Origin of the sequence: Enterobacter sp. 50588862 (genome assembly GCF_001462935.1) — a bacterium.
Lineage (GTDB): Bacteria > Pseudomonadota > Gammaproteobacteria > Enterobacterales > Enterobacteriaceae > Enterobacter > Enterobacter bugandensis.
Genome location: NZ_LNHM01000049.1, coordinates 18,763 through 45,496, shown reverse-complemented (window position 1 = coordinate 45,496; position 26,734 = coordinate 18,763). Strand labels below are relative to the sequence as shown.

The following is a 26,734-nucleotide window of genomic DNA, read 5'->3' as shown; positions in this document are numbered from 1 at the left end:
TCAAATGTAATTTCTAAGGGTTGCAAAAACAGAATGGAAAAATAAACTGGCCCAGCTACGCTTATTGTTTGTCCCGCTTCGACAGGGCATTTTTCTCTCACGTTAATTAAAATCACTTCTGTTTATATTTTTTTTGGTCTTCGATAACCAATCGCATCTTTGCATGCACATATCATTAACATGGTTTTTACCATTCTCACCGCAGCTAAACATGATTAACATCAAGACCAGTTTTTGATTTAAATCAAAGTTTAATGCTTGGAAAAAGATGCCGAAAAGCGCTAAATTGTCCCCGATCAAAATGGCCGAAAAGTGGTAATTTTGCTATAAATTGATCGCCGTCGAAAAACGTAAATGTGATTCAATAAAAACCTGTTTATTGTAAGGGTTTTGCAGCGTATTATATTTGCGGGATCAATTTGAGTTTTTTATTAACCTATTTGTAACTTGTCGTCATCGTTTTTATCCTTCTCCAGGGTAATAACGACGACCAGGATGCGAATAATTTGTATTGGGGCATGCGTGTGAATCTCTTTCTAACGGGGTTCACTCTCGGAGTCTTCATGCGATGAGCAAGGAGTCATAATGTTAGACGTAGTCGAACTGTCGCGCTTACAGTTTGCCTTGACCGCGATGTACCACTTCCTGTTTGTGCCGCTGACGCTCGGTATGGCGTTCCTGCTGGCAATTATGGAAACGGTTTACGTCCTCTCCGGCAAACAGATTTATAAAGATATGACCAAGTTCTGGGGCAAGTTGTTCGGTATCAACTTCGCGCTGGGCGTGGCAACCGGTTTGACCATGGAGTTTCAGTTCGGGACTAACTGGTCTTACTATTCCCACTATGTAGGGGATATCTTCGGTGCGCCGCTGGCCATTGAAGGCCTGATGGCCTTCTTCCTCGAATCCACCTTTGTAGGTCTGTTCTTCTTCGGTTGGGACCGTCTGGGTAAAGTCCAGCACATGGCCGTAACCTGGCTGGTGGCATTAGGTTCGAACCTGTCCGCGCTGTGGATCCTGGTGGCGAACGGCTGGATGCAGAACCCGATCGCGTCTGACTTCAACTTCGAAACCATGCGTATGGAGATGGTCAGCTTTGCCGAGCTGGTCCTGAACCCGGTTGCTCAGGTTAAATTTGTTCACACCGTGGCATCTGGCTACGTGTGCGGCGCGATGTTCGTGTTGGGTATCAGCTCCTACTATATGCTGCGCGGTCGTGACTTCGCGTTTGCCAAGCGCTCCTTTGCTATCGCTGCAAGCTTCGGTATGGCTGCAATCCTCTCCGTTATCGTTCTGGGTGATGAATCCGGTTACGAAATGGGTGACGTGCAGAAAACCAAACTGGCCGCTATCGAAGCCGAATGGGAAACCCAACCGGCGCCTGCTGCCTTTACGCTGTTCGGTATTCCCGATCAGGACGCGCAGGAAAACCGCTTCGCCATCCAAATTCCTTACGCGCTGGGTATCATCGCAACCCGTTCTGTCGATAAGCAGGTAACGGGTCTGAAGGAGCTGATGGTTCAGCACGAAGAGCGTATCCGTAACGGTATGAAGGCTTACTCGCTGCTGGAACAGCTGCGTGCCGGCTCTACCGATCAGGCCGTTCGCGATCAATTTAACGACGTGAAGAAAGACCTGGGCTACGGTTTGTTGCTGAAACGTTATACCCCGAACGTTTCTGATGCGACGGAAGCACAGATTCAGATGGCGACCAAAGACTCGATTCCACGCGTTGCGCCACTGTACTTCGCATTCCGTATCATGGTGGGCTGCGGCATCATCATGCTGCTGATCATTGCGGCGTCCTTCTGGTCCGTGATTCGTAACCGCATCGGCGAGAAAAAATGGCTGCTGCGCACCGCGCTGTACGGTATTCCACTGCCGTGGATCGCGATTGAATCCGGCTGGTTTGTAGCGGAGTATGGCCGTCAGCCATGGGCGATTGGTGAGGTACTGCCAACGGCGGTAGCGAACTCTTCCCTGACGGCAGGCGACCTGATCTTCTCCATGCTGCTGATCTGTGGTCTGTACACCCTGTTCCTGGTGGCTGAACTGTTCCTGATGTTCAAGTTCGCGCGCCTTGGCCCAAGCAGCCTGAAAACCGGTCGCTATCACTACGAGCAATCCACTGTGACTACTCAGCCGGCACGCTAAGACAGGAGTCATCAAATGATCGATTATGAAGTATTGCGTTTTATCTGGTGGCTGCTGGTTGGCGTTCTGCTGATCGGTTTCGCCGTCACGGATGGTTTCGACATGGGGGTGGGGATGCTCACCCGTTTCCTCGGTCGTAATGACACCGAGCGTCGAATCATGATTAACTCCATCGCCCCTCACTGGGACGGTAACCAGGTGTGGCTGATCACCGCAGGCGGCGCGCTGTTCGCTGCCTGGCCGATGGTCTACGCGGCTGCGTTCTCCGGCTTCTATGTGGCGATGATTCTGGTGCTGGCCTCTTTATTCTTCCGTCCGGTCGGTTTCGACTACCGTTCCAAGATTGAAGATACCCGCTGGCGCAACATGTGGGACTGGGGCATCTTCATTGGTAGCTTCGTTCCACCGCTGGTGATTGGCGTGGCATTCGGTAACCTGCTGCAGGGCGTACCGTTCCGCCTCGATGAATACATGCGTCTTTACTACACCGGCAACTTCTTCCAGCTGCTGAATCCGTTTGGCCTGCTGGCCGGTGTGGTGAGCGTGGCGATGATCATCACTCAGGGCGCAACTTACCTGCAGATGCGTACTGTGGGTGAACTGCACCTGCGTTCCCGTGCTACTGCTCAGGTGGCGGCACTGGTGACGCTGGTTTGCTTCGCTCTGGCAGGCGTGTGGGTGGTGTACGGTATTGATGGCTACGTGGTGACGTCTGCGATTAACCACTCGGCACCGTCTAACCCGCTGACCAAAGAAGTGGCGCGTCAGGCTGGTGCATGGCTGGTGAACTTCAACAATACCCCTGCGCTGTGGGCGATCCCGGCTCTGGGCGTGCTGCTGCCGCTGCTGACCGTGCTGACGTCTCGCCTGGAGAAAGGTGCTCTGGCGTTCGTGTTCTCTTCACTGACGCTGGCGTGCATCATCCTGACGGCGGGTATTGCCATGTTCCCATTCGTCATGCCATCCAGCACCATGCTGAATGCTAGCCTGACCATGTGGGATGCAACCTCCAGCCATATGACGCTGAACTTAATGACTTACGTTGCTTGCGTGTTCGTTCCGATTGTTCTGGCCTACACCATCTGGTGTTACTGGAAAATGTTCGGTCGTATCACCAAAGAACATATCGAAAGCAACACCCACTCTATGTACTAAGTAAGGAGCTGAATATGTGGTATTTCGCATGGATTTTAGGGACGCTTCTTGCCTGTGCTTTTGGTGTCATCACTGCCCTGGCGCTTGAGCACGTCGAAGCGATCAAAGCGGGTGAAGAAAAACACTGATGAATATTATCGCGAAGCTTTACGCGGTAATGGATAAGCGCCCGTTACGGGCGCTTTCTTTAGTGATGGCATTACTGCTGGCAGGCTGTATCTTCTGGGACCCGTCGCGCTTTGCGGCAAAGACCAGCGAGCTTGAGATCTGGCACGGCTTCCTCATCATGTGGGCGGTGTGCGCAGGTGTGATCCACGGTGTGGGCTTTCGTCCGAAAGCCGTTCACTGGCAGGGAATTTTTTGCCCGCTGATTGCCGATCTGGTGCTTCTCGCCGGTTTGATTTTCTTCTTCTTCTGAATAAGAAATGTCCGTTAACGTTATGGGCTTACCCGAGCCCATAAAAATTTACTCTCCGTTTACTTTCCCCCATTCCAAACCATCTTCCCCGCGCGTATAGTAGCGAAGTTTAAAAGCTCTAACTTTTGTTGCATTACTGGGATGTAAAGTGAATACAACGCTGTTTCGATGGCCGGTTCGTGTCTATTACGAAGATACCGATGCCGGTGGTGTGGTTTACCACGCCAGCTACGTTGCTTTTTATGAACGGGCACGCACAGAGATGCTGCGCCATCATCACTTTAGTCAACAGGTGCTGTTGGCTGAGCGAGTTGCCTTCGTGGTACGCAAGATGACGCTTGAGTATTTTGCGCCTGCCAGACTCGACGATATGCTCGAAGTCCAAACTGAAATTACATCAATGCGCGGGACCTCACTGGTTTTCACGCAGCGGATAGTCAACGCAGAGAACACCGTACTGAACTCAGCTGAAGTACTGATTGTTTGTGTTGATCCAACCATAATGAAGCCTCGTGCGCTTCCTAAGTCTATTGTCGCGGAGTTTAAGCAGTGACTGACATGAATATCCTTGATTTGTTCCTGAAGGCAAGCCTTCTGGTTAAACTTATCATGTTGATTTTGATTGGTTTTTCAATCGCATCCTGGGCCATCATCATCCAGAGAACGCGTATCCTCAATGCTGCTGGCCGTGAAGCGGAAGCATTTGAAGATAAGTTCTGGTCGGGTATTGAACTTTCTCGCCTGTATCAGGAGAGCCAGGGACGCCGTGAAAACCTGACCGGCTCCGAACAAATTTTCTATAGCGGATTCAAAGAGTTCGCTCGTCTGCATCGGGCAAACAATCATGCGCCGGAAGCCGTCGTGGAAGGTGCATCGCGTGCGATGCGTATCTCCATGAACCGCGAGCTGGAAAATCTTGAAACGCACATTCCTTTCCTCGGCACCGTGGGTTCTATCAGCCCGTATATCGGTCTGTTTGGTACCGTGTGGGGGATCATGCACGCCTTTATCGCGCTTGGCGCGGTGAAGCAGGCGACGTTGCAGATGGTTGCACCGGGTATCGCTGAAGCACTGATTGCGACCGCTATCGGTCTGTTTGCGGCAATTCCGGCGGTAATGGCTTACAACCGTCTGAACCAGCGCGTGAACAAACTGGAACTGAACTACGACAACTTTATGGAAGAGTTCACCGCGATTCTGCACCGTCAGGCGTTTACCAGCACCGAGAGCAACAAGGGGTAAACCATGGCCAGATCGCGTGGACGAGGTCGTCGCGAGCTCAAGTCCGAAATCAATATCGTGCCACTGCTGGACGTTCTGCTGGTACTGCTGCTGATCTTCATGGCAACAGCGCCCATCATTACCCAGAGTGTGGAAGTCGATCTGCCGGATGCGACAGAATCACAGGCGGTGAGCACCAATGACGATCCTCCGGTCATCATTGAAGTTTCCGGCGTAGGGCAGTACAGCGTAGTGGTAGAGAAAGATCGTATGGATCAGCTGCCACCTGAGCAGGTTATTGCCGAAGCGCAGCGTCGCCTGGAGTCAAATCCGAAAACGGTCTTCTTAATCGGTGGCGCGAAAGACGTACCCTACGATGAAATTATTAAAGCGCTGAACTTGCTACATAGTGCGGGTGTTAAGTCAGTTGGCTTAATGACTCAACCTATTTGATCATCCGCGTAGTTTTTGGGAACCGATAGTGTCAAAGGCAACCGAACAGAACGACAAGCTTAAGCGAGCGATAATCGTCTCCGCAGTGCTGCACGTTATTCTTTTTGCAGGGCTGATCTGGAGTTCGTTCGACGAGCATATTGATGCATCAGCAGGCGGCGGTGGAGGGTCTTCCATTGACGCCGTAATGGTGGATCCCGGTGCGGTAGTGCAAAACTATAATCGCGAACAACAGCAGAAGGCGAGTGCCAAACGGGCTGAAGAGCAGCGCGAAAAACAGGCGCAACAGCAGGCGGAAGAGCTGCGTGAAAAGCAGGCCGCCGAGCAGGAGCGTTTGAAGCAGCTTGAGAAAGAACGTTTGCAGGCGCAGGAAGCTGCGAAAGCGCAGGCGGAACAGCAGAAGCAAGCCGAAGAGGCCGCGAAGAAAGCGCAGGAACAGCAAAAGCAGGCGGAAGAGGCGGCAGCAAAAGCCGCAGCGGATGCCAAAGCGCAGGCTGATGCCCAGGCAAAATTAGCGGCAGAAGCGGCGAAGAAAGCGGCTGCCGATGCCCAGAAGAAAGCTGAGGCCGAAGCCGCGAAGAAAGCCGCTGCGGATGCCCAGAAGAAAGCCGAAGCGGAAGCCGCGAAGAAAGCCGCTGCTGACGCACAGAAGAAAGCTGAAGCCGAAGCCGCGAAGAAAGCCGCTCAGGACGCAGAGAAGAAAGCGGCTGCCGAGGCTGCGAAGAAAGCCGCTGCGGCTGAGATGGCTGCTGCCGAAAAAGCTGCCGCCGCTGAAAAAGCCGCTGCTGATAAAAAAGCTGCAGCTGAGAAGGCCGCTGCCGATAAGAAAGCAGCTGCTGAAAAAGCGGCTGCTAAAAAGGCTGCTGCCGCTGAAAAAGCCGCGGCCGCCGCAGGGGTTGACGATCTGCTGGGGGATTTAAGCTCCGGTAAGAATGCACCGAAAACGGGCGGTGGCGCGAAAGGAAACAACGCAGCGCCGACCGGAAGTGGTAACACTAAGAGTAACGGTGCGACAGGGGCTGAAATCAACGGCTATGCCGCGCAGATTAAATCGGCGATTGAAAGCCGGTTCTATGATGCGTCTTCCTATGCCGGTAAAACGTGTACGCTGCGTATAAAATTGGCTCCGGACGGCATGCTGCTTGATATTAAGTCTGAAGGTGGCGACCCGGCTTTATGTACTGCGGCTCTGGCTGCAGCGCGTCAGGCGAAGATGCCTAAACCGCCTTCTCAGGCAGTCTACGAAGTCTTCAAAAATGCGCCGCTGGACTTCAAACCTTAAGTTACATTTTCCCCGTGCAAACGGGGAAAAATAGACCAGGTTTAGTCACAGGGTTCGGGTAGTTTTGTCTATTTGAGTTTGTTAACATTCTGCTAAATTATCGTGGGTAAGGTTACCCGGATAAGGGAGATATGATGAAGCAGGCATTACGTGTAGCATTTAGTTTTTTAATGCTGTGGGCAGCAGTCCTGCACGCAGAAGTACGTATCGAGATCACCCAGGGGGTGGACTCGGCACGCCCAATCGGTGTTGTTCCGTTCCAGTGGGCCGGTCCTGGCGCTGCACCTGAAGATGCCGGTGGCATCGTGGCGGCTGACCTGCGTAACAGCGGTAAATTCAACCCGTTAGATCGTTCTCGTCTGCCGCAGCAGCCGGGCAGTGCGCAGGAAGTCCAGCCTGCTGCATGGTCTGCGCTGGGTATTGATGCCGTGGTGGTGGGGCAGGTTACGCCTAACCCGGACGGTTCTTACAACGTGGCCTGGCAGCTGGTGGATACCGGCGGTGCACCGGGTACCGTCCTGGCACAGAACTCTTACAAGGTCACTAAACAGTACCTGCGCTACGCGGCACACGCGGCCAGCGACGCGGTATTCGAAAAGCTGACCGGTATTAAAGGTGCGTTCCGTACCCGTATCGCATATGTGGTACAGACCAACGGCGGTCAGTTCCCGTACGAGCTGCGCGTATCTGACTACGACGGTTACAACCAGTTCCTGGTGAAACGCTCTTCACAGCCGCTAATGTCTCCAGCCTGGTCTCCGGACGGGTCTAAACTGGCGTATGTGACCTTCGAAAGTGGTCGTTCTGCGCTGGTTATCCAGACGCTGGCTAACGGTGCGGTGCGTCAGGTAGCGTCGTTCCCACGTCACAACGGTGCGCCTTCCTTCTCACCAGATGGGTCTAAACTGGCGTTTGCGCTGTCTAAAACCGGTAGCCTGAACCTGTACGTGATGGACATTGGCTCTGGCCAGATCCGTCAGGTGACCGACGGTCGCAGCAACAATACTGAACCATCATGGTTCCCGGACAGCCAAAACCTGGCGTTTACCTCTGACCAGGCAGGCCGTCCACAAATCTATAAAGTGAACATTAACGGCGGTGCTCCGCAGCGTATCACCTGGGAAGGCTCTCAGAACCAGAACGCAGACGTGAGCAGCGACGGTAAATTCATGGTAATGGTCAGCTCCAACGGTGGGCAGCAGCACATTGCCAAACAAGATCTGGTAGCGGGTGGCGTTCAAGTTCTGTCGTCAACGTTCCTGGATGAAACGCCAAGTCTGGCACCTAACGGCACTATGGTAATCTACAGCTCTTCTCAGGGGATGGGATCTGTGCTGAATCTGGTTTCTACAGATGGGCGTTTCAAAGCGCGTATTCCGGCCACTGATGGACAGGTAAAATCACCTGCCTGGTCGCCGTATCTGTAAATAATAATTAATTGATTACTAAAGGAATCATAGAAATGCAACTGAACAAAGTGCTGAAGGGGCTGATGATCGCTCTGCCTGTAATGGCAATCGCAGCGTGTTCTTCTAACAAGAACGCCAGCAATGACCAGAGCGGCGAAGGCATGATGGGTGCCGGTACCGGTATGGACGCGAACGGCAATGGCAACATGTCTTCTGAAGAGCAAGCGCGTCTTCAGATGCAGCAGCTGCAGCAGAACAACATCGTTTACTTCGATCTGGATAAATACGACATCCGTTCTGACTTCGCTGCGATGCTGGATGCTCACGCTAACTTCCTGCGTAGCAACCCATCTTACAAAGTCACCGTAGAAGGTCACGCGGACGAACGTGGTACTCCAGAGTACAACATCTCCCTGGGTGAACGTCGTGCTAACGCCGTTAAGATGTACCTGCAGGGTAAAGGCGTTTCTGCTGACCAGATCTCCATCGTTTCTTACGGTAAAGAAAAACCTGCAGTACTGGGTCACGACGAAGCGGCTTACTCCAAAAACCGTCGTGCCGTACTGGTTTACTAAGAGAATTGCATGAGCAGTAACTTCAGACATCATCTGTTGAGTCTGTCGTTACTGGTTGGAATAGCGGCCCCCTGGGCCGCTTTTGCTCAGGCACCAATCAGTAGTGTCGGCTCAGGCTCGGTAGAAGACCGGGTCACTCAGCTCGAGCGTATTTCTAACGCTCACAGTCAGCTTTTAACCCAACTCCAGCAGCAACTTTCCGATAACCAAAACGATATTGACTCTCTCCGTGGTCAGATTCAGGAAAGTCAGTATCAGCTTAACCAGGTTGTGGAACGTCAGAAGCAAATTTTATTGCAGATAGATAGCCTCAGCAGCGGCGGTGCAGCAGCACAACCCGCAGCGGGCGATCAAAGCGGCGCGGCAACCTCAGCGCCTGCGCCGTCTGATGATGCTTCAGCCTCAACAGGTGCGCCTGTACAGAGCGGTGACGCGAATACGGATTACAATGCGGCCATTGCCCTGGTGCAGGATAAATCTCGTCAGGATGACGCGCTCGCTGCGTTTCAGAACTTTATCAAGAAATACCCTGACTCAACCTATCAGCCAAATGCGAATTACTGGCTCGGTCAGTTGAATTACAACAAGGGTAAAAAGGACGATGCGGCGTTTTATTTTGCCTCCGTGGTAAAAAATTACCCGAAATCGCCGAAAGCGCCAGATGCGATGTTTAAGGTTGGCGTGATCATGCAGGACAAAGGCGACACGGCGAAAGCCAAAGCGGTTTATCAGCAGGTGGTCGCAAAATTCCCGGGCACCGAAGGTGCTAAGCAGGCGCAAAAACGCCTGAATTCGATGGGATGATTATCGCATGACCAGAAATCGCGTTATTTCTGGTCGTGCAGCATGATTACTAAGCAGTTAAGTGATCTTCATCGAAATTTTTGTTGCGCAGAATTCTTAAATCAGTAATATATGCCGCCGTTGCCACGGGATATCAAACAACGTGAAAGCAGCATAAAAGTGGGTCGTTAGCTCAGTTGGTAGAGCAGTTGACTTTTAATCAATTGGTCGCAGGTTCGAATCCTGCACGACCCACCACTAAGTCAGGTGGAATTAGTAGTAAAACGTGAAGGATAACGTTGCGTCAGCAACGGCCCGTAGGGCGAGGCGAAGCCGAGTCATCCTGCACGACCCACCACTTAGCGCAGTTCCGGCAGTACAGAGTGGGTGATTAGCTCAGTTGGTAGAGCATCTCCTTTACACGGAGGGGGTCGGCGGTTCGAGCCCGTCATCACCCACCACTCGGGTCGTTAGCTCAGTTGGTAGAGCAGTTGACTTTTAATCAATTGGTCGCAGGTTCGAATCCTGCACGACCCACCAATTTTATTGGTGCCGAGTGATAATTCAGGCAACACCCGAATGGGTCGTTAGCTCAGTTGGTAGAGCAGTTGACTTTTAATCAATTGGTCGCAGGTTCGAATCCTGCACGACCCACCAGCCTGAATAAATTTGCAGTACATCCCGCAAGGGGTCGTTAGCTCAGTTGGTAGAGCAGTTGACTTTTAATCAATTGGTCGCAGGTTCGAATCCTGCACGACCCACCAATGTAAAAAAGCGCCCTAAAGGCGCTTTTTTGCTATCTGCGATCTGGATGATTCGAACCTGCAGCAGGTTCGAGCCGAACGTAGTGAGGCACCGGAGCCGTTTTCGGCGACGGCCCGAAGGGCGAGCGAAGCGAGTCATCCTGCACGACCCACCAGTGTAGAAAGGCGCCCTAAAGGCGCCTTTTTGCTATCTGCCGTACAACAAATGCTCCGCCCATCTATTCCCGGTGACTTTTCACTCCAGATTCGCTATCTTGTTTAGTATATAAAACACAATTGCCCTGCGTTTTGCTTTGTCAGGCAAAAGAAAGGCAATATTGTTAAGCCAGTAAAACGAGAAGCCATAATGAGCGTGATGTTCGATCCTGAAGCCGCAATCTATCCGTTTCCGCCAAAGCCTGTGCCATTAAGCCAGGATGAAAAACAATTCTACCGCGAGAAGATCAAACGGCTTCTCAAAGAGCGCGATGCGGTGATGGTGGCCCATTACTACACCGATCCGGAAATCCAGCAGCTGGCGGAAGAGACCGGGGGCTGTATTTCTGATTCACTGGAGATGGCCCGCTTCGGTGCAAAACATCCCGCTTCCACGCTGCTGGTTGCAGGAGTGCGTTTTATGGGCGAAACGGCAAAGATCCTCAGCCCGGAAAAAACCATTCTGATGCCGACGCTCAATGCGGAGTGTTCGCTCGATCTCGGCTGCCCGATTGAGGAATTCAACGCCTTCTGCGACGCCCATCCTGACCGGACCGTGGTTGTTTACGCCAACACCTCTGCGGCGGTAAAAGCGCGCGCAGACTGGGTGGTCACGTCGAGCATCGCCGTTGAGCTGATTGAGCATCTGGACAGCCTGGGTGAGAAAATTATCTGGGCCCCTGACCGCCATCTTGGCAATTACGTTCAGAAGCAGACCGGCGCTAACGTTCTCTGCTGGCAGGGCGCCTGCATTGTGCACGACGAATTCAAGACCCAGGCGCTGTCTCGTATGAAGGCGCTTTATCCTGACGCGGCCATTCTTGTTCATCCTGAATCACCGCAGTCGATTGTTGATATGGCCGATGCGGTTGGCTCAACCAGCCAGCTTATCAACGCGGCCAGGACGCTGCCGCACAAGCAGCTCATCGTCGCGACCGATCGCGGTATCTTCTATAAGATGCAGCAGGCCGTACCGGAGAAAGAGCTGCTGGAAGCACCAACGGCAGGTGAGGGTGCGACGTGCCGCAGCTGCGCGCATTGCCCGTGGATGGCGATGAACGGCCTGAAGGCCATTGCCGAAGGGCTCGAGACAGGCGGTGCAGCGCATGAAATTCATGTGGACGCCGCTCTGCGTGACGGTGCGTTAATTCCGCTTAACCGCATGCTGGATTTTGCGGCTACACTACGTACTTAATTCAAAAACGCACTGGGGAAAAGATGGATTTTTTTAGCACGCAAAACATTCTGGTTCATATACCGATTGGTGCAGGTGGCTATGACCTGTCATGGATTGAAGCCGTAGGCACGCTGGCGGGGTTGCTGTGTATCTGGCTGGCAAGCCTGGAGAAGATCAGCAACTACGCGTTCGGGCTGATTAACGTCACGCTGTTTGCGATTATCTTCTTCCAGATCCAGCTGTACGCCAGCCTGCTTTTACAGCTGTTTTTCTTCGCCGCCAATATTTACGGCTGGTACGCCTGGTCCCGGCAGAACAGCCAGCAGGAGGCGGAGCTGCAGATCCGCTGGCTGCCCTTACCGAAAGCCATCGCCTGGTTTGTCGCCTGCGTCGTCGCCATTGGTTTGATGACCGTCTACATCAACCCGGTGTTTGCGTTCCTGACCCGCGTTGCCGTTTCGGTCATGTCCGCGATTGGCCTCAACGTGACGATGCCGGAGCTTCAGCCGGATGCCTTCCCGTTCTGGGATTCCTGCATGATGGTGCTGTCGATCGCGGCGATGGTGCTGATGACCCGTAAATACGTTGAGAACTGGCTGCTGTGGGTCATCATCAACGTCATCAGCGTGGTGATTTTTGCCCTTCAGGGCGTCTATGCCATGTCGCTGGAGTATCTGCTGCTGACCTTCATTGCCCTGAACGGCAGCCGGATGTGGATCAAGAGCGCGCGTGAGCGTGGCTCACACGCGCTTTCAAGCTAGTGGTGATGATGTGAATGGTCGGGCTGCGCCTCGTTAAGGTGGCAGTCCGGCCCGCTACAGGGCTGATACTCCATCTGGATGGTGGCGTGACCTATCTCATAGTGATGTTCAAGAAAGTGCTGGATGCGTTCAAGCAGCGCGTCGTGGTCATGGGGCGGGATGACCTGGACGTGCAGCGTCATGACCGGCTTCTCGCCTACCAGCCAGACGTGCACGTGATGAACGTTACGCACTTCCGGGACAGTACGGCGCAGGTTTCGTTTCAGCTCGTCAATGTCCATTGATGCCGGCGCCCCTTCCAGCAGTTCATTGACGCTCTCCTTCAGTAGCCGCCAGGCGCTGCGCAAGACCAGACACGATACCAGCACGGAGAGAATGGGGTCGACAGGCGTCCAGCCGGTATAGAGGATCACCAGCGCGGCGACAATCGCCCCGACTGAGCCGAGCAAATCCCCCAGCACATGCAGAGCCGCAGCGCGAACGTTGAGGTTCTTTTCCCCGCTGCCGCGATGCAAAATCCAGAACGCCAGAATATTTGCCAGCAACCCCGCCACGGCAATCACCATCATTGTCGTCCCGGCGATGGGCTGCGGGTGCCTGAAACGCTGTACGGCCTCCCAGACGATAAGAACAGTAATAACCACCAGCGCGATGGCGTTAACAAACGCGGCAAGGGTGGTCAGCCTCAGCCAGCCGAAGGTATGACGCGCATTGGGTGGGCGGCGAGCAAACTGCACCGCCAGCAGGGCGAAAAGCAGCGCTGCGGCATCGGTCAGCATATGTCCGGCATCAGCCAGCAGCGCCAGCGAGCCGGAAACCAGGCCGCCAATGACCTCGATAACCATAAACGTGGCCGTAACGCCAAAGGCCAGCATAAGTCGTTTTGCATTGTCGTTGCCGGGAGAAGATGGGTGTGAGTGGGTGTGCGCCATGTCTGCTTTCCTGATTCGTTATTATTTTAGTGTAGCGTTTTTAACAGGTTACTCCAAAAAGAAAGGAGAGCCTGGGCTCTCCTTTCACATTTGAAGCATCAAGAATTACTGGGTTGTGCCATCAGTTTTGGTATTGGCGTCGTTACCCACTTTGTCGTTCGGATCGGGACATTTGCCGTCCTTGCACATCGAGTTCTTATGAACCTCATCCGAGCTCATGTTGTCATGATTCATGGTATCGGAAGCACTACCGTTCGGATGCAGCATAGTACCGCCGGTGTTGGTATTGCCGGTATTGATCTGGCTGTTATCGACATTATTCGGGGCGATATTCTGTTTCGCATCAGGCGCAACCTGGCCTGCCGCTGCTGCCGCATTGGCATCACCGTTGCTGTCTGAAGCACCCGTTTCTGCGGCCAGGACGCTGCCGCTGGCAAGGGTGAGTGTGGCAGTCAGGAAGAGGGTGGTCAGTTTTGTCATTTTCATGATGGTGCTCCTGTTCTTGTCGTTACGCTGGATAACATTCTCCAACAGTGCATCTTTTTAGAGGCGAAAGATTCCGCCTTACGGACTTACGTCAGTAGGGAATCGCGTTTAAGCGTTTAAAAATGGTTGTTACAGTTAAAAAGCTTAGGTTAGATCTCATTTTTCGCTATTTTGTGGCGATTTTTAGGCGAATTCCAGGAATTATCTGCGTGAAGTGTAAAACCGTGTTTACACTTCCTGGTCGACAAGATAGATTGAAAGGATTGCTTTCATTACTAAAGATATGGCAGAGCTGGAAAGAAGATGAATTATCAGAACGACGATTTACGCATCAAAGAGATCAATGAGTTATTACCTCCTGTAGCACTCCTTGAGAAATTCCCCGCCACTGAAAATGCCGCAAATACGGTTTCTCATGCTCGTAAAGCGATCCACAAGATCCTGAAAGGTAATGACGATCGTCTTCTGGTGGTGATTGGCCCGTGCTCCATTCACGATCCTGCCGCTGCGAAAGAGTATGCGGCGCGTCTGCTCACCCTGCGTGAAGAGTTAAAGGATGAGCTGGAAATCGTCATGCGCGTCTATTTTGAAAAACCGCGCACGACCGTGGGCTGGAAAGGGCTGATTAACGATCCGCACATGGATAACAGCTTCCAGATCAACGACGGCCTGCGCATTGCGCGCAAGCTGCTGCTGGAGATCAACGACAGCGGCCTGCCTGCTGCCGGCGAGTTCCTGGATATGATTACGCCACAATACCTGGCAGACCTGATGAGCTGGGGTGCCATTGGTGCCCGTACCACTGAATCTCAGGTTCACCGCGAGCTGGCTTCCGGTCTCTCATGTCCGGTGGGCTTCAAAAACGGTACTGATGGCACCATCAAAGTGGCTATCGATGCCATCAACGCCGCGGGTGCGCCGCACTGCTTCCTGTCCGTGACCAAATGGGGTCACTCCGCCATCGTCAACACCAGCGGTAACGGTGATTGCCATATCATTCTGCGCGGCGGTAAAGAGCCAAACTACAGTGCAAAACACGTGGCAGAGGTGAAGGCCGGGCTGGAAAAAGCCGGGCTGCCACCGCAGGTGATGATCGACTTCAGCCACGCCAACTCCAGCAAGCAGTTCAAAAAGCAGATGGAAGTGGGGGCAGACGTCTGTCAGCAGATCGCCAACGGTGAGAAGGCGGTAATTGGGGTGATGATCGAAAGCCATCTGGTTGAAGGTAACCAGAACCTGGAAGGCAGCGAGCCGCTGGTGTATGGCAAAAGCGTCACCGATGCCTGCATTGGCTGGGACGATACCGATGCCATCCTGCGTCAGCTGGCGAATGCGGTAAAAGCGCGCCGCGGCTGAGTCCTCATGCACAAATAAAAAAGCGCGGAAGGCTCCGCGCTTTTTTTACGTCTGGCGAAAATTACTTCGCTTTACCCTGGTTCGCGACAGCCGCTGCTTTCGCTGCGATCTCGTCCGCGTTACCCAGGTAGTAATGTTTGATTGGCTTGAAGTTTTCGTCGAACTCATATACCAGCGGTACGCCAGTTGGGATGTTCAGTTCGAGGATCTCGTCTTCGCCCATGTTGTCCAGGTATTTCACCAGCGCGCGCAGGGAGTTACCGTGAGCAGCGATGATCACGCGCTCACCGCTTTTCAGGCGTGGCAGAATGGTTTCGTTCCAGTAAGGCACAACGCGGTCGATGGTCAGCGCCAGGCTCTCGGTAGTTGGCAGCTCAGCATCGGTCAGTTTCGCGTAGCGCGGGTCGTGGCCCGGATAGCGCTCGTCATCTTTGGTCAGCTCTGGTGGGGTGACCGCGAAGCCGCGACGCCACTGTTTAACCTGCTCGTCGCCGTATTTCTCAGCGGTTTCCGCTTTGTTCAGACCCTGCAGCGCACCGTAGTGACGCTCGTTCAGTTTCCAGGATTTCTCAACCGGCAGCCAGGCCTGATCCAGTTCGTCCAGCACGTTCCACAGGGTGTGGATGGCACGTTTCAGCACAGAGGTGTAAGCAAAATCAAAGCTGAAGCCTTCTTCCTTCAGCAGTTTACCTGCTGCTTTTGCTTCGCTTACGCCTTTCTCGGACAGATCAACGTCGTACCAACCGGTAAAGCGGTTTTCGTTGTTCCACTGGCTTTCGCCGTGACGCACCAGGACCAGCTTAGTAATAGCCATCTCTTACTCCTCAAGCATTTTTAGAATGATAACAATTCTCATTATATTGCTGTGGCCGTGCCAGCAGCAACGCTTAACCCTAACCATAGCGAAAATAGTCTCTGAGTGTAAGATGCTTGTGAATCCAGGGTTAGGATTTTGTCAGCGATCGGCGCTATTTTCAGCAAGACGCGCAGAAAAAAGCCCTCCGATGGGAGGGCTGGAAATCATTTCGGAATAAAATGGTATTCCGTCACGCTAATGTACTCTTCACCGGGGCGCAGCACGCAGTCCGGCTGCGGCCATTCCTGATGATTGGGGCTGTCCGGCAGGAACTCGCTCTCAAGCGCAAGTCCTTGCCAGTCGCTGTACTCATTGTGTTCGCGCGCCGTCGTGCCGCCGAGGTAGTTGCCCGAGTAGAATTGCAGGGCAGGGGCGGTGGTATACACCGTCATCTGCAGTTTCTCATCGCTGGACCAGACCTGTGCGGCAGGCTGCTTCACATCACCTTTGGCGTGCAGCAGGAACGCGTGATCGTAGCCTTTCACCTTGCGCTGATCGTCATCGCTCAGGAAATCCTGGGCGATAACTTTCGCGCTGCGGAAATCAAAGCTGGTCCCGCTCACGTCTTTCAGGCCCTGATACGGAATGCCCATCTCGTCAACCGGCAGATACGCGTCCGCCAGGATCTGCAGCTTGTGGTTACGCACGTCGCACTGGTTGCCGTCGAGATTGAAGTAGGCATGGTTAGTCAGGTTAACCGGACACGGCTTGTCGACCGTCGCACGGTATTCAATGGCGATACGGTTGTCGTCCGTCAGTGTAAAGCGCGCGGACGCGGTAAGGTTCCCCGGGAAGCCCTGATCGCCATCAAGCGAATCCAGCGAGAACAGCACTTCGCCGTCGTTTTGACGAACTATTTTCCAGCGGCGTTTATCAAACCCGTCCGGACCGCCGTGAAGCTGGTTCTCGCCCTGGCTTGGCAGCAGCGGGTACTGCACGCCGTCGAGCTCAAAACGGCTCTTCGCGATGCGGTTGGCATAGCGCCCGACGGACGCGCCCAGATAGGCAGACTGATTAACGTACTGCTCGGGTGAGGCGCAGCCCAGCAGGGTTTCGCGCACGCTGCCGTCCGGCATCGGTACGCGGGCAGAAAGCAGGGTCGCACCCCAGTCCATCAGCGTAACCACCATCCCCGCGCTGTTGCGCAGGGTTAACAGGCGATACGGCAGACCATCCGGTGCGAGGGTAGGTGTTTCGTTTAGCACTGTCCGGCTCCTTGTGATGCTTTACATACATAGAACGTTTCTTTGATGCCCGTTTGCGCTTCGTACTGCTTCGCCACGGCGTCCTGGACGGCAGGGACCAGCTCTTCCGGCACCAGCGCGACGATGCAGCCGCCAAAGCCGCCGCCCGTCATGCGCACGCCGCCTTTATCGCCAATAACCGCTTTGACGATGTCCACCAGGGTGTCGATCTGCGGCACGGTGATTTCAAAATCATCGCGCATGGAGGCGTGAGATTCCGCCATCAGCTCACCCATGCGCTTTAGGTCGCCTTTCGCCAGCGCGGAGGCGGCTTCAACGGTACGGGCGTTTTCGGTCAGCACGTGGCGAACGCGTCTGGCGACGACAGGATCCAGCTCGTGCGCCACTTTGTTAAATTCATCGAGCGTCACGTCGCGCAGGGCAGGCTGTTGGAAGAAGCGCGCGCCGGTTTCGCACTGTTCGCGGCGGGTGTTGTACTCGCTGCCCACCAGCGTGCGTTTAAAGTTACTGTTGATAATCACGACGGCCGCGCTTTTTGGCAGGGGAACGGCTTTGGTGCCAAGCGAGCGGCAGTCGATCAGTAAAGCATGCTCTTTTTTGCCTAGCGCGGAGATCAGCTGGTCCATGATGCCGCAGTTGCAGCCCACGAACTGGTTTTCCGCTTCCTGACCGTTCAGGGCAATTTGCGCCCCGTCCAGCGGCAGATGATACAGCTGCTGGAAGACGGTTCCCACGGCCACTTCGAGCGAGGCCGACGAGCTTAAGCCCGCACCCTGCGGCACGTTGCCGCTGATGACTAAATCGGCGCCGCCGAAGTTCTTGTTGCGCTTCTGCAGATGCTTCACCACGCCGCGCACGTAGTTAGACCACTGCTGGCTGTCGTGCGTCACAATCGGGGCATCAAGGGAAAACTCGTCCGTCTCATTACCGTAATCCGCCGCAATCACGCGAACCTGGCGGTCATCGCGCTTCGCACAGCTGATAACCGTCTGGTAATCGATGGCGCACGGCAGCACGAAGCCGTCGTTGTAGTCGGTGTGTTCACCGATCAGGTTGACGCGACCAGGCGCCTGAATTACGTGGGTGGCAGGGTAGCCAAATTTCTCAGCAAACAGGGATTGTGTTTTATCTTTCAGACTCATTTTTAGACTCCTGATTCGCGATAGTGGACGTCGCTGACGGCACGCAGACGCTCTGCCGCCTGTTCCGCCGTCAGGTCACGCTGGGTTTCCGCCAGCATTTCATAGCCCACCATAAATTTACGCACCGTTGCAGAGCGCAGCAGCGGCGGATAGAAATGGGCGTGCAGCTGCCAGTGCTGATTCTCTTCGCCGTTAAACGGCGCGCCGTGCCAGCCCATGGAGTACGGGAAGGAGCACTGGAACAGGTTGTCGTAACGGCTGGTCAGCTTTTTCAGCGCCAGCGCCAGGTCGTCGCGCTGCGCGTCGCTGAGATCGGTAATGCGCTGAACGTGCGCTTTCGGCAGCAGCAGCGTCTCAAACGGCCAGGCGGCCCAGTAAGGCACGACCGCCAGCCAGTGTTCGGTTTCCACTACGGTACGGCTGCCGTCGGCCAGCTCGCGCTGGGTGTAGTCCACCAGCATGGGTGAGCCGTTTTCTGCGAAATAGTCCTTCTGCAGACGGTCTTCACGCTCGGCTTCGTTGGGCAGGAAGCTGTTCGCCCAGATCTGGCCGTGCGGATGCGGGTTAGAGCAGCCCATCGCCGCGCCTTTGTTTTCGAACACCTGCACCCACGGATAGCTCTGCCCCAGCTCAGCGGTTTGCGCCTGCCAGGTGCTGACCACCTCTTTCAGCGCGTCCATGCTCAGCTCCGGCAGCGTTTTGCTGTGATCGGGCGAGAAGCAGATCACGCGGCTGGTACCGCGCGCGCTTTCGCAGCGCATCAGCGGGTCGTGGCTCGCGGGGGCATCCGGGGTGTCGGTCATCAGGGCGGCAAAATCGTTGGTAAACACGAAGGTGCCTTTGTAGTCCGGGTTTTTATCCCCGGTCACGCGCGTGTTGCCCGGACAGAGGAAGCAATCCGGGTCGTGCTGCGGCAGGGTCTGTTTTGCAGGCGTCTCCTGCGCCCCCTGCCAGGGACGCTTGGCGCGATGCGGAGAGACCAAAATCCATTGCCCGCTTAGCGGGTTAAAACGACGATGCGGATGATCGACGGGATTAAACGAAGTCATGACGGATCCTTAGTCCGGATAACCCTGCGGGTGGCGTGACTGCCAGTGCCAGGTATCCTGTGCCATTTCATCAAGCGTGCGGGTGACACGCCAGTTAAGTTCTTTATCGGCTTTGGTTGCATCGGCCCAGTAAGCAGGCAGGTCGCCATCACGACGCGGAGCGAAGTGGTAGTTCACCGGCTTACCGCAGGCTTTGCTGAAGGCGTTAACCACGTCCAGCACGCTGCTGCCGACCCCGGCGCCGAGGTTATAAATATGCACGCCCGGTTTGTCAGCCAGCTGCTGCATGGCTGCAACGTGGCCGTCTGCTAAATCCATCACGTGGATATAGTCACGCACGCCGGTGCCGTCTTCGGTAGGGTAGTCATTGCCAAAAATGGCCAGCGACTCGCGACGGCCTACCGCCACCTGGGCGATGTACGGCATCAGGTTGTTCGGGATACCCTGCGGATCTTCACCCATATCGCCAGACGGATGGGCGCCGACCGGGTTGAAGTAGCGCAGCAATGCGATGCTCCACTCCGGCTGGGCTTTTTGCAGGTCGGTCAGGATCTGCTCTACCATCAGCTTGCTTTTGCCGTATGGGCTTTGCGGCGTACCGGTCGGGAAGCTTTCAACGTAAGGAATTTTTGGCTGATCGCCATAGACGGTGGCGGAGGAGCTAAAGATAAAGTTTTTGACGTTTGCCGCGCGCATGGCGGAGATCAGACGCAGGGTACCGTTGACGTTGTTGTCGTAATACTCAAGCGGTTTCGCAACGGATTCACCGACCGCTTTCAGCCCCGCGAAGTGGATCACCGCTTCGATGGCGTGGTCGTGAAGGATCTCGGTCATCAGCGCTTCGTTGCGGATGTCGCCTTCTACGAAAGTCGGCTGTTTACCGCCAAGACGTTCAATCACCGGCAGCACGCTGCGCTTACTATTGCACAGGTTGTCGAGGATGATCACATCGTGACCATTTTGCAGCAGCTGCACACAGGTATGACTTCCGATGTAACCGCTACCACCTGTTACCAGAACTCGCATAATTCGCTCCATTGGGCCTATGGTATGTAATAACCATAGCATAACAGAGACGCAAAAAGTGTGACATGGGATAAAATAGTGGAATCGTTTACACTCGTTTTCGCACTCGCTTTTTCGATGACGTAGAGCATTCTAGATCAAAGAGATAGCGATGTATTGATGCAAGTTATCTGAAAAGAGGAGGGCGGTGCCCTCCGCGGTTAATTTACGTTGCTGAGAAGATAGCGATAACCCTCACCGTCCGCGACAAACTCGAGGCGGTGGGTGATGCAGGAGGGGGCATCTTCGGCATGGTGTGAAACGAACAGCAGCTGCGTTTCACCTTCGCTAATCAGCACGTCCACAAAGCGGCGGACCAGCTGTCGGTTAAGCGGATCCAGCCCCTGCAGCGGCTCGTCGAGGATCAGGAGTGTAGGGTGTTTTACCAGCGCGCGAACGATCAGTGCCAGGCGCTGCTGCCCCCACGACAGGCTATGAAACGGCGCGTCAGCCACCCGGTTATCCATCCCCAGAATATCCAGCCACTGCTGGGCCAGCTTGTGCTGTTTATCTGACACCGCCTGATAAATGCCGATGGAATCAAAATAGCCGGAAAGGATCACGTTGCGTACCGTGGTACTGACCCGGTAATCCAGATGCAGGCTGCTGCTAACGTAGCCAATGTGCTTTTTGATATCCCAGATGGTTTCGCCGCTGCCGCGACGGCGGCCAAACAGCGTCAGATCGTTACTGTAGCCCTGCGGGTGATCGCCGGTTATCAGGCTCAGCAGCGTGGATTTCCCCGCGCCGTTGGGACCGACAATCTGCCAGTGTTCGCCAGGATTGACCGTCCAGCTGAGGTGATTCAGGATCGGTCGTTCGTCATAGGAGACTACGCCATCGCGCAGGACGATAAGCGGCTGCCTGGGGTCGAGACCGTGGCGTGCTGCCGGCGCGTCGGGGTCCGGCAGCGCAATGCCCGCCAGCTTTTCGCTGTGCGCAAGCTGGGCAATCAGCGCCTGTCGGAGCAGCGCGGATTTTTCTCCGGTTTCGATCAGGCTACAGTCTGCCAGCACGCCCGCGTTTTGCACGAAGTCAGGAATTTCATCGAAGCGGTACAGCACCAGTACGATCGTATAGCCTTCCTGATTCAGAGAGTCCAGCATGGCAGCCAGCTGGGCGCGGGAGTGGACATCCAGCCCGTCAAAGGGCTCATCCAGAATCAGCAATTCCGGCTGGCTCATTAACGCCTGGCACAGCAGCGTTTTCCGCGTCTCGCCGGTAGAGAGGTACTTAAAGCGCCGGTTCAGCAGCGCGGAAATGCCAAACTGTTCCGCCAGATGCTGACAGCGGGCGGGATCTTTCACCTCATCCTGAATAATTTCCGCCGCCGTGCGGCCGGTATCTTCTTCGCCAGGACTGAGTAAATCGGTATTGTTGCGCTGCCACTCGTCGCTGACCAGCTTCTGCAGCTGTTCAAAGGACAGGCGCGTCAGGCGCGTGAAATCGCTCCGGCATTCGCCTCTGAGAAGGGTAAGCTCTCCGGCCAGCGCGCGGGCCAGCGCGGATTTACCGCTGCCGTTAGTGCCGACAAACGCCCAGCTTTCACCCGCGCGTATTGTCAGATCGGCAATCGTCAGCGTTCGGGTATCGCTAAGACGAAACGTACCTTGCGAAATATGCAATGATGACATGATATATCCCATTTTTTGCAGCAATAGATATCAGGGATACGCACTGTCGTCACGATTGTCAATGCGCTCAGCACAATGTGGCGATAATCACACGGTCCGCGTTGAAATATGCGGTGACGACAGCACCTTCTTCTAAATCGTTCGCCTCGCTGTGCGGGACCGTGGCGCAAAGCGCCTGTCCGTCTGCCAGGGGCATCAGCACTTCGCACTGCTCCTTGCCGCGTTCGATATGGCTGATGGTACCCCGCAGCTGGTTATCAGCCGCCTTTGCCTTGTCCGGATCGCGTGTGATATTGACCCAGGGTGCTTTCAGCAACACCAGCACCTCTTTACCTTCATCCAGGTCAAGGCGCTCTGCGCTCTGGGCCGTTATCGCCGCTTTCAGACGGGTGACACCATCGGCAAGCAGGATCTCAACATGCTGCTGTACCTGGAGATTATCGCGCGCCGTCACCGTACCAAACCACTGGTTGCGGGCGCTGGTCTGCAACGAGAAGCGGGAAATGGCGGCCAGCAAGCTGTCCAGCGGAACGTTGTCGTCGTCACTCAATACATCGAATGCTTTTTGCTGAATCTGGCCCAGGAGATCGTAGAGCTGAATCAGGCGCAGGCCGTAGCGTGTGACAACAGCACCTCCACCCCCTTTGCCCCCTGTGGCTCTGTCCACCAGCGGATGCTCGCTCAGGGTGTTCATGTCATTGATGGCATCCCAGGCGCTTTTATAGCTAATCCCGGCGTTCTTAGCGCCCTGGCTAATTGAGCCGGTTTGTTCTATCTGTTTAAGTAGGGCAATACGTCGGGGATCGGCGAAAAGCTTTTGCTGAAGTCGGAGAGTAAGAAGAATTTCGGCCTGCATAACAGTGTCCTGGCAAAAAGAATATTGTGACCCAAATGGTGCAGGGCGCAAAGGGCACCGCACAAAAGGGGATGTTTTTCTTACTTTTCAGGGTAGAATAGCCCATTCACAAAATCTGGAGAAAACCATGTTAGAGTTGTTGAAAAGTCTGGTATTCGCCGTGATCATGGTACCAGTAGTGATGGCCATCATCCTCGGTGCCATCTACGGCCTGGGTGAAGTGTTCAACATCTTTTCGAATATCGGTCACAGTGACCGTGCGAAAAAGCAGCATTAATTTCCCACAAAACGCCCGGCTTGCCCGGGCGTTTTGCTCTCAAGCTTTTCTTACTTTCGCCGATATTATTTAACGTAACACACCGTGTTACCCCTTGAGCGGTACGAATTACCGCTGGGATCTCCCTGACGATACCGTTATATTAATATGTATATAACGCTACTCACAGGAGTTACAGATGGCACGTTCATGGGTACGCCTTTTAGCAGGGGCAACGCTGACGCTTTCACTTACCGGACACGCGCTGGCGAACGAAGGTAAAATCACGGTCTTTGCAGCGGCGTCGTTGACCAACGCGCTGCAGGATATTGCGGCGGCGTATAAAAAAGAGAAAAACGTCGAGGTAGTCTCCTCTTTTGCCTCTTCCTCTACGCTGGCACGGCAGATAGAAGCGGGCGCTCCGGCAGATCTGTTTATCTCTGCTGACCAGAAGTGGATGGACTACGCGGTGGAGAAGAAATCGATTGATGCGGCGACCCGCGAAACGCTGCTGGGCAATAGCCTGGTTGTGGTTGCACCGAAGGCCAGCACGCAGGGTGAAATCACCATCAACAATGAGACAAACTGGACCCGCCTGCTGAACGGTGGCCGTCTGGCGGTGGGTGACCCGGAACACGTTCCGGCCGGGATTTACGCCAAAGAAGCGCTGCAAAAGCTGGGCGCGTGGGAGACCCTGTCACCAAAACTGGCCCCGGCGGAAGATGTGCGCGGCGCGCTGGCGCTGGTGGAGCGTAACGAAGCTCCGCTGGGCATTGTGTATGGTTCCGATGCCGTTGCCAGCAAGGGCGTAAAAGTGGTTGGCACCTTCCCGGAAGACTCCCACAAGAAAGTGGAATATCCTGTGGCGATTGTTGATGGACATAAAAATGCGACCGTAACGGCCTTCCGCGATTATCTGAAGGGGCCGGAGGCGTCCGCAATCTTTAAACGTTATGGATTTACGACTCACTGATGATACTGACCGATCCTGAATGGCAGGCTGTTCTGCTGAGCCTTAAAGTCTCTTCCCTGGCGGTTGCGCTGAGTTTGCCCTTTGGGATCTTTTTTGCCTGGCTACTGGTTCGCTGTCGGTTCCCCGGCAAAGCGCTGCTCGACAGCGTCCTTCATCTTCCCCTGGTTTTACCGCCCGTGGTGGTCGGTTATCTGCTGCTGATTTCGATGGGGCGACGCGGTTTTATCGGCGAAAAGCTCTACGACTGGTTCGGAATCACCTTTGCCTTTAGCTGGCGCGGTGCGGTACTGGCGGCGGCGGTGATGTCATTCCCGCTGATGGTCAGAGCGATCCGCCTCGCGCTGGAAGGCGTGGATATGAAGCTCGAACAGGCAGCCCGCACGCTCGGTGCCGGGCGCTGGCGCGTCTTTTTTACCATCACGCTTCCGCTTACGCTGCCGGGCATCATTGTCGGGACGGTGCTGGCGTTCGCCCGCTCGCTGGGCGAGTTTGGTGCGACCATCACCTTTGTGTCGAACATTCCCGGCGAGACGCGGACCATCCCATCGGCCATGTATACCCTGATTCAGACGCCAGGGGGAGAGAGTGCCGCAGCGCGGCTGTGCATCATCTCTATCGTATTAGCCCTGGTTTCGCTGCTGGTTTCTGAATGGCTGGCACGGCTAAGCCGCGAACGGATGGGGAAATAACGATGCTGGAACTGAATTTCACCCAGACGCTGGGAAACCATACTCTGACGCTTAACGAGACGCTGCCTGCAAGCGGCATCACCGCCATCTTCGGCGTGTCGGGCGCGGGTAAAACGTCTCTGATTAACGCCATCAGCGGCCTGACGCGCCCGCATTCAGGGCGCATTGTCCTGAACAACCGCGTCCTGAATGACGTGGAGAACAAGATTTACCTTTCGCCGGATAAACGCCGCATCGGCTATGTTTTTCAGGACGCGCGCTTATTCCCGCACTACAGCGTGCGCGGCAACCTGCGCTACGGCATGGCGAAAAGCATGGCCGGGCAGTTTGATAAGCTGGTGACGCTTTTAGGCATTGAACCCCTGCTCGACAGGCTGCCGTCCTCGCTCTCCGGCGGGGAGAAACAGCGTGTGGCTATAGGCCGCGCGTTGCTGACCGCCCCCGAACTGCTGCTGCTCGACGAGCCGCTGGCCTCGCTGGATATACCTCGCAAGCGCGAGCTTTTGCCTTACCTGCAGCGTCTGACCCGCGAAATTAATATTCCGATGCTCTACGTCAGCCATTCGCTGGATGAGATCCTGCATCTGGCCGACAAAGTGCTGGTGCTGGAAGAGGGCAGCGTGAAGGCCTTCGGCAACCTGGAAGAGGTGTGGGGCAGTAGCGTGATGCACCCCTGGTTACCCAGGGAGCAGCAGAGCAGCATCCTGAAGGTGAGCGTTCTGGAGCATCATCCGCACTACGCGATGACCGCCCTGGCGCTGGGCGACCAGCATCTTTGGGTCAATAAGATCGACAAACCATTGCAGTCCGCGCTGCGGATCCGCATCCAGGCGTCGGACGTCTCGCTGGTGCTGCAGCCGCCGCTGCAAACCAGTATTCGAAATATTCTGCGCGCCAAAGTGGCGGAGTGTTTTGATGATAACGGGCAGGTAGAGGTGAAGCTCGACGTGGGCAGCAGGACGCTCTGGGCGCGCATCAGCCCGTGGGCCAGGGATGAGTTAGCAATCAAGCCCGGCCTGTGGCTTTACGCGCAAATCAAGAGCGTTTCGATCACCGCCTGATTACAGCAGGTGGGTATAGATGTACTGCGCGATGCTGTCGGTGGTGTTGTCGCCAATCACCACGTTAGCGCGCGCTTTTACCGCGTCGTCGGCATTGCCCATCGCCACGCCCGTACCGACGGCTTCCAGCATGCTGATGTCGTTGTAGTTGTCGCCGAAGGCGATCGCGTCCTGCATTGACCAGCCCTGCGACTCCACGTACTGCGTCAGACGCTTGCCTTTGCTGTTGCCTTTGCGGGCAATATCCACCTGATCGTGCCAGGACCATTCGCACTCCAGCCCCAGCGTGTCCTCGACGTGTTTCGCGAAGGTATTCAGTTTGGTGGTGTCTTCATCCGTCAGGGCAAACTTCCAGATAGCCTCAACGTCCTGGGCCGCCTGACGCAGAGAGGAAACCTGGGTAAAGACCGGACGCTGCGCTTCTGGCAGGGACAACGCCCAGTTGCTGGTGCGTACCACATGGCCGGTTGGGCGCTCGTACACCATCGCGTTATCCACATACATCAGGCCGTGAACATTATGCTCATCCAGCAGATCGATCAGCTGCAGCGCCTGGGGAACCGGCAGCGGGTCGGAGGCTAAAACCTTTTTTGCCTGATAATCATACAAATAAGTGCCATTACAACAAATTGCAGGTGTATCCAGCGCCAGTGCCTGATAAAAAGGGTGAATGGCTACGTGATGTCGACCCGTTACGATAAGGAGTTGATATCCCACTTCCTGCGCGCGTTTAAGCGCTTCAAGGGAGGAGGGGAGCAGGGTTTTCTGAGGGGTAAGTAATGTTCCGTCTAAATCCAGTGCAATCACACGCGAGGTCATTTGTTCTT

General features: G+C 54.9%; 28 protein-coding genes, 5 tRNA genes and 1 other RNA gene. 24 read left to right on the top strand and 10 right to left on the bottom strand.

Annotated elements, in window-relative coordinates:
- Positions 1 to 585: 585 nt before the first annotated feature.
- The 19 genes from cydA to pnuC all read left to right on the top strand — a co-directional run bounded on the left by cydA (position 586) and on the right by pnuC (position 12,347).
- Positions 586 to 2,154 carry a cytochrome ubiquinol oxidase subunit I gene (gene cydA / locus APT89_RS22025; protein WP_028012385.1) on the top strand — a complete coding sequence of 523 codons (1,569 nt, stop codon included), beginning with the start codon at positions 586 to 588 and terminating at the stop codon, positions 2,152 to 2,154.
- 15 nt (positions 2,155 to 2,169) lie between these two features.
- Entirely contained in the window at positions 2,170 to 3,309 is a 1,140-nt protein-coding gene (gene cydB / locus APT89_RS22020; protein ID WP_060573587.1) for a cytochrome d ubiquinol oxidase subunit II, read from the top strand.
- 14 nt (positions 3,310 to 3,323) lie between these two features.
- The gene (cydX, locus tag APT89_RS22015) at positions 3,324 to 3,437 is read left to right on the top strand and encodes a cytochrome bd-I oxidase subunit CydX (RefSeq protein WP_045630848.1); all 114 of its coding nucleotides are present in this window, start codon (positions 3,324 to 3,326) and stop codon (positions 3,435 to 3,437) included.
- Complete coding sequence (gene ybgE / locus APT89_RS22010) at positions 3,437 to 3,727, top strand: cyd operon protein YbgE (RefSeq protein ID WP_008501100.1); 291 nt, start codon at positions 3,437 to 3,439, stop codon at positions 3,725 to 3,727. Before cydX ends, ybgE begins: the two co-directional genes overlap by 1 nt.
- 148 nt (positions 3,728 to 3,875) lie before the next feature.
- Positions 3,876 to 4,280, top strand: a complete 405-nt coding sequence (gene ybgC, locus APT89_RS22005) for a tol-pal system-associated acyl-CoA thioesterase (RefSeq protein ID WP_003858593.1) — start codon at positions 3,876 to 3,878, stop codon at positions 4,278 to 4,280.
- Entirely contained in the window at positions 4,277 to 4,969 is a 693-nt protein-coding gene (gene tolQ, locus APT89_RS22000) for a Tol-Pal system protein TolQ (protein WP_008501101.1), read from the top strand. Before ybgC ends, tolQ begins: the two co-directional genes overlap by 4 nt.
- Positions 4,970 to 4,972: 3 nt before the next feature.
- A complete protein-coding gene (gene tolR / locus APT89_RS21995) occupies positions 4,973 to 5,401 on the top strand; it encodes a colicin uptake protein TolR (protein WP_003858589.1) in 429 nt (142 codons plus the stop codon).
- Between the two features lie 28 nt (positions 5,402 to 5,429).
- Positions 5,430 to 6,683, top strand: a complete 1,254-nt coding sequence (gene tolA / locus APT89_RS21990; protein WP_060573584.1) for a cell envelope integrity protein TolA — start codon at positions 5,430 to 5,432, stop codon at positions 6,681 to 6,683.
- A 134-nt stretch (positions 6,684 to 6,817) separates the two neighbouring features.
- A complete protein-coding gene (tolB, locus tag APT89_RS21985) occupies positions 6,818 to 8,110 on the top strand; it encodes a Tol-Pal system beta propeller repeat protein TolB (RefSeq protein ID WP_013097529.1) in 1,293 nt (430 codons plus the stop codon).
- A 35-nt stretch (positions 8,111 to 8,145) separates the two neighbouring features.
- Positions 8,146 to 8,667 carry a peptidoglycan-associated lipoprotein Pal gene (gene pal, locus APT89_RS21980; protein WP_003858578.1) on the top strand — a complete coding sequence of 174 codons (522 nt, stop codon included), beginning with the start codon at positions 8,146 to 8,148 and terminating at the stop codon, positions 8,665 to 8,667.
- Positions 8,668 to 8,676: 9 nt separating this feature from the next.
- Positions 8,677 to 9,471, top strand: a complete 795-nt coding sequence (cpoB, locus tag APT89_RS21975; protein WP_060573582.1) for a cell division protein CpoB — start codon at positions 8,677 to 8,679, stop codon at positions 9,469 to 9,471.
- Positions 9,472 to 9,632: 161 nt separating this feature from the next.
- Positions 9,633 to 9,708: transfer RNA gene (locus APT89_RS21970), tRNA-Lys, on the top strand.
- Between the two features lie 127 nt (positions 9,709 to 9,835).
- Positions 9,836 to 9,911, top strand: a tRNA-Val gene (locus tag APT89_RS21960).
- A 3-nt stretch (positions 9,912 to 9,914) separates the two neighbouring features.
- A tRNA-Lys gene (locus APT89_RS21955) sits at positions 9,915 to 9,990 on the top strand.
- A gap of 41 nt (positions 9,991 to 10,031) precedes the next feature.
- A tRNA-Lys gene (locus APT89_RS21950) sits at positions 10,032 to 10,107 on the top strand.
- Between the two features lie 31 nt (positions 10,108 to 10,138).
- Positions 10,139 to 10,214, top strand: a tRNA-Lys gene (locus APT89_RS21945).
- 26 nt (positions 10,215 to 10,240) lie between these two features.
- A non-coding RNA gene (locus APT89_RS21940) (RtT sRNA) lies at positions 10,241 to 10,369 on the top strand.
- A 191-nt stretch (positions 10,370 to 10,560) separates the two neighbouring features.
- Positions 10,561 to 11,604, top strand: a complete 1,044-nt coding sequence (gene nadA / locus APT89_RS21935) for a quinolinate synthase NadA (protein ID WP_060573580.1) — start codon at positions 10,561 to 10,563, stop codon at positions 11,602 to 11,604.
- A gap of 23 nt (positions 11,605 to 11,627) precedes the next feature.
- The gene (pnuC, locus tag APT89_RS21930) at positions 11,628 to 12,347 is read left to right on the top strand and encodes a nicotinamide riboside transporter PnuC (protein ID WP_028012391.1); all 720 of its coding nucleotides are present in this window, start codon (positions 11,628 to 11,630) and stop codon (positions 12,345 to 12,347) included.
- Here the strand turns inward: pnuC and zitB are convergent.
- Both zitB and APT89_RS21920 read right to left on the bottom strand, forming a co-directional pair.
- Entirely contained in the window at positions 12,344 to 13,279 is a 936-nt protein-coding gene (gene zitB / locus APT89_RS21925; protein WP_028012392.1) for a CDF family zinc transporter ZitB, read from the bottom strand. The two genes, pnuC and zitB, sit on opposite strands and share 4 nt — an antisense overlap.
- 105 nt (positions 13,280 to 13,384) lie before the next feature.
- Positions 13,385 to 13,765: a protein YbgS gene (locus APT89_RS21920; protein WP_045259933.1), complete on the bottom strand. Its 381-nt coding sequence runs from the start codon at positions 13,763 to 13,765 to the stop codon at positions 13,385 to 13,387.
- A gap of 303 nt (positions 13,766 to 14,068) precedes the next feature.
- On the opposite strand from APT89_RS21920, the gene aroG reads away from it, so the two are divergent.
- Positions 14,069 to 15,121 carry a 3-deoxy-7-phosphoheptulonate synthase AroG gene (aroG, locus tag APT89_RS21915; protein WP_028012394.1) on the top strand — a complete coding sequence of 351 codons (1,053 nt, stop codon included), beginning with the start codon at positions 14,069 to 14,071 and terminating at the stop codon, positions 15,119 to 15,121.
- 61 nt (positions 15,122 to 15,182) lie between these two features.
- Here aroG and gpmA read toward each other — a convergent pair whose 3' ends face one another.
- The 7 genes from gpmA to modE all read right to left on the bottom strand — a co-directional run bounded on the left by gpmA (position 15,183) and on the right by modE (position 22,928).
- The gene (gene gpmA, locus APT89_RS21910) at positions 15,183 to 15,935 is read right to left on the bottom strand and encodes a 2,3-diphosphoglycerate-dependent phosphoglycerate mutase (protein WP_008501111.1); all 753 of its coding nucleotides are present in this window, start codon (positions 15,933 to 15,935) and stop codon (positions 15,183 to 15,185) included.
- 206 nt (positions 15,936 to 16,141) lie between these two features.
- A complete protein-coding gene (galM, locus tag APT89_RS21905; RefSeq protein ID WP_041910757.1) occupies positions 16,142 to 17,182 on the bottom strand; it encodes a galactose-1-epimerase in 1,041 nt (346 codons plus the stop codon).
- The gene (galK, locus tag APT89_RS21900) at positions 17,176 to 18,324 is read right to left on the bottom strand and encodes a galactokinase (RefSeq protein ID WP_060573578.1); all 1,149 of its coding nucleotides are present in this window, start codon (positions 18,322 to 18,324) and stop codon (positions 17,176 to 17,178) included. The genes galM and galK overlap by 7 nt, the downstream gene beginning before the upstream one ends.
- Before the next feature lie 2 nt (positions 18,325 to 18,326).
- Positions 18,327 to 19,373 (bottom strand): galactose-1-phosphate uridylyltransferase, encoded by a 1,047-nt coding sequence (gene galT / locus APT89_RS21895; RefSeq protein WP_060573576.1) that lies wholly within the window; start codon positions 19,371 to 19,373, stop codon positions 18,327 to 18,329.
- 9 nt (positions 19,374 to 19,382) lie between these two features.
- Positions 19,383 to 20,399 carry a UDP-glucose 4-epimerase GalE gene (gene galE, locus APT89_RS21890; protein ID WP_041910754.1) on the bottom strand — a complete coding sequence of 339 codons (1,017 nt, stop codon included), beginning with the start codon at positions 20,397 to 20,399 and terminating at the stop codon, positions 19,383 to 19,385.
- A gap of 200 nt (positions 20,400 to 20,599) precedes the next feature.
- The gene (modF, locus tag APT89_RS21885; protein ID WP_060573575.1) at positions 20,600 to 22,072 is read right to left on the bottom strand and encodes a molybdate ABC transporter ATP-binding protein ModF; all 1,473 of its coding nucleotides are present in this window, start codon (positions 22,070 to 22,072) and stop codon (positions 20,600 to 20,602) included.
- Between the two features lie 67 nt (positions 22,073 to 22,139).
- The gene (gene modE, locus APT89_RS21880) at positions 22,140 to 22,928 is read right to left on the bottom strand and encodes a molybdenum-dependent transcriptional regulator (RefSeq protein ID WP_060573573.1); all 789 of its coding nucleotides are present in this window, start codon (positions 22,926 to 22,928) and stop codon (positions 22,140 to 22,142) included.
- Positions 22,929 to 23,055: 127 nt separating this feature from the next.
- Here modE and APT89_RS21875 point away from each other — a divergent pair, with 127 nt between their 5' ends.
- The 4 genes from APT89_RS21875 (at position 23,056) to modC (ending at position 25,907) form a co-directional block, all read left to right on the top strand.
- Complete coding sequence (locus APT89_RS21875; protein WP_060573571.1) at positions 23,056 to 23,205, top strand: AcrZ family multidrug efflux pump-associated protein; 150 nt, start codon at positions 23,056 to 23,058, stop codon at positions 23,203 to 23,205.
- Positions 23,206 to 23,383: 178 nt separating this feature from the next.
- Positions 23,384 to 24,157, top strand: coding sequence for a molybdate ABC transporter substrate-binding protein (gene modA, locus APT89_RS21870; RefSeq protein ID WP_060573570.1), 774 nt, complete (start codon positions 23,384 to 23,386; stop codon positions 24,155 to 24,157).
- Positions 24,157 to 24,846 (top strand): molybdate ABC transporter permease subunit, encoded by a 690-nt coding sequence (gene modB, locus APT89_RS21865; protein WP_041910749.1) that lies wholly within the window; start codon positions 24,157 to 24,159, stop codon positions 24,844 to 24,846. Before modA ends, modB begins: the two co-directional genes overlap by 1 nt.
- A gap of 2 nt (positions 24,847 to 24,848) precedes the next feature.
- On the top strand, positions 24,849 to 25,907 hold the full coding sequence (gene modC / locus APT89_RS21860) for a molybdenum ABC transporter ATP-binding protein ModC (RefSeq protein ID WP_060573568.1): 1,059 nt from the start codon (positions 24,849 to 24,851) through the stop codon (positions 25,905 to 25,907).
- Here modC and APT89_RS21855 read toward each other — a convergent pair whose 3' ends face one another.
- A complete protein-coding gene (locus APT89_RS21855) occupies positions 25,908 to 26,726 on the bottom strand; it encodes a pyridoxal phosphatase (protein ID WP_045259940.1) in 819 nt (272 codons plus the stop codon). It lies immediately after the preceding gene.
- Positions 26,727 to 26,734: the final 8 nt, after the last annotated feature.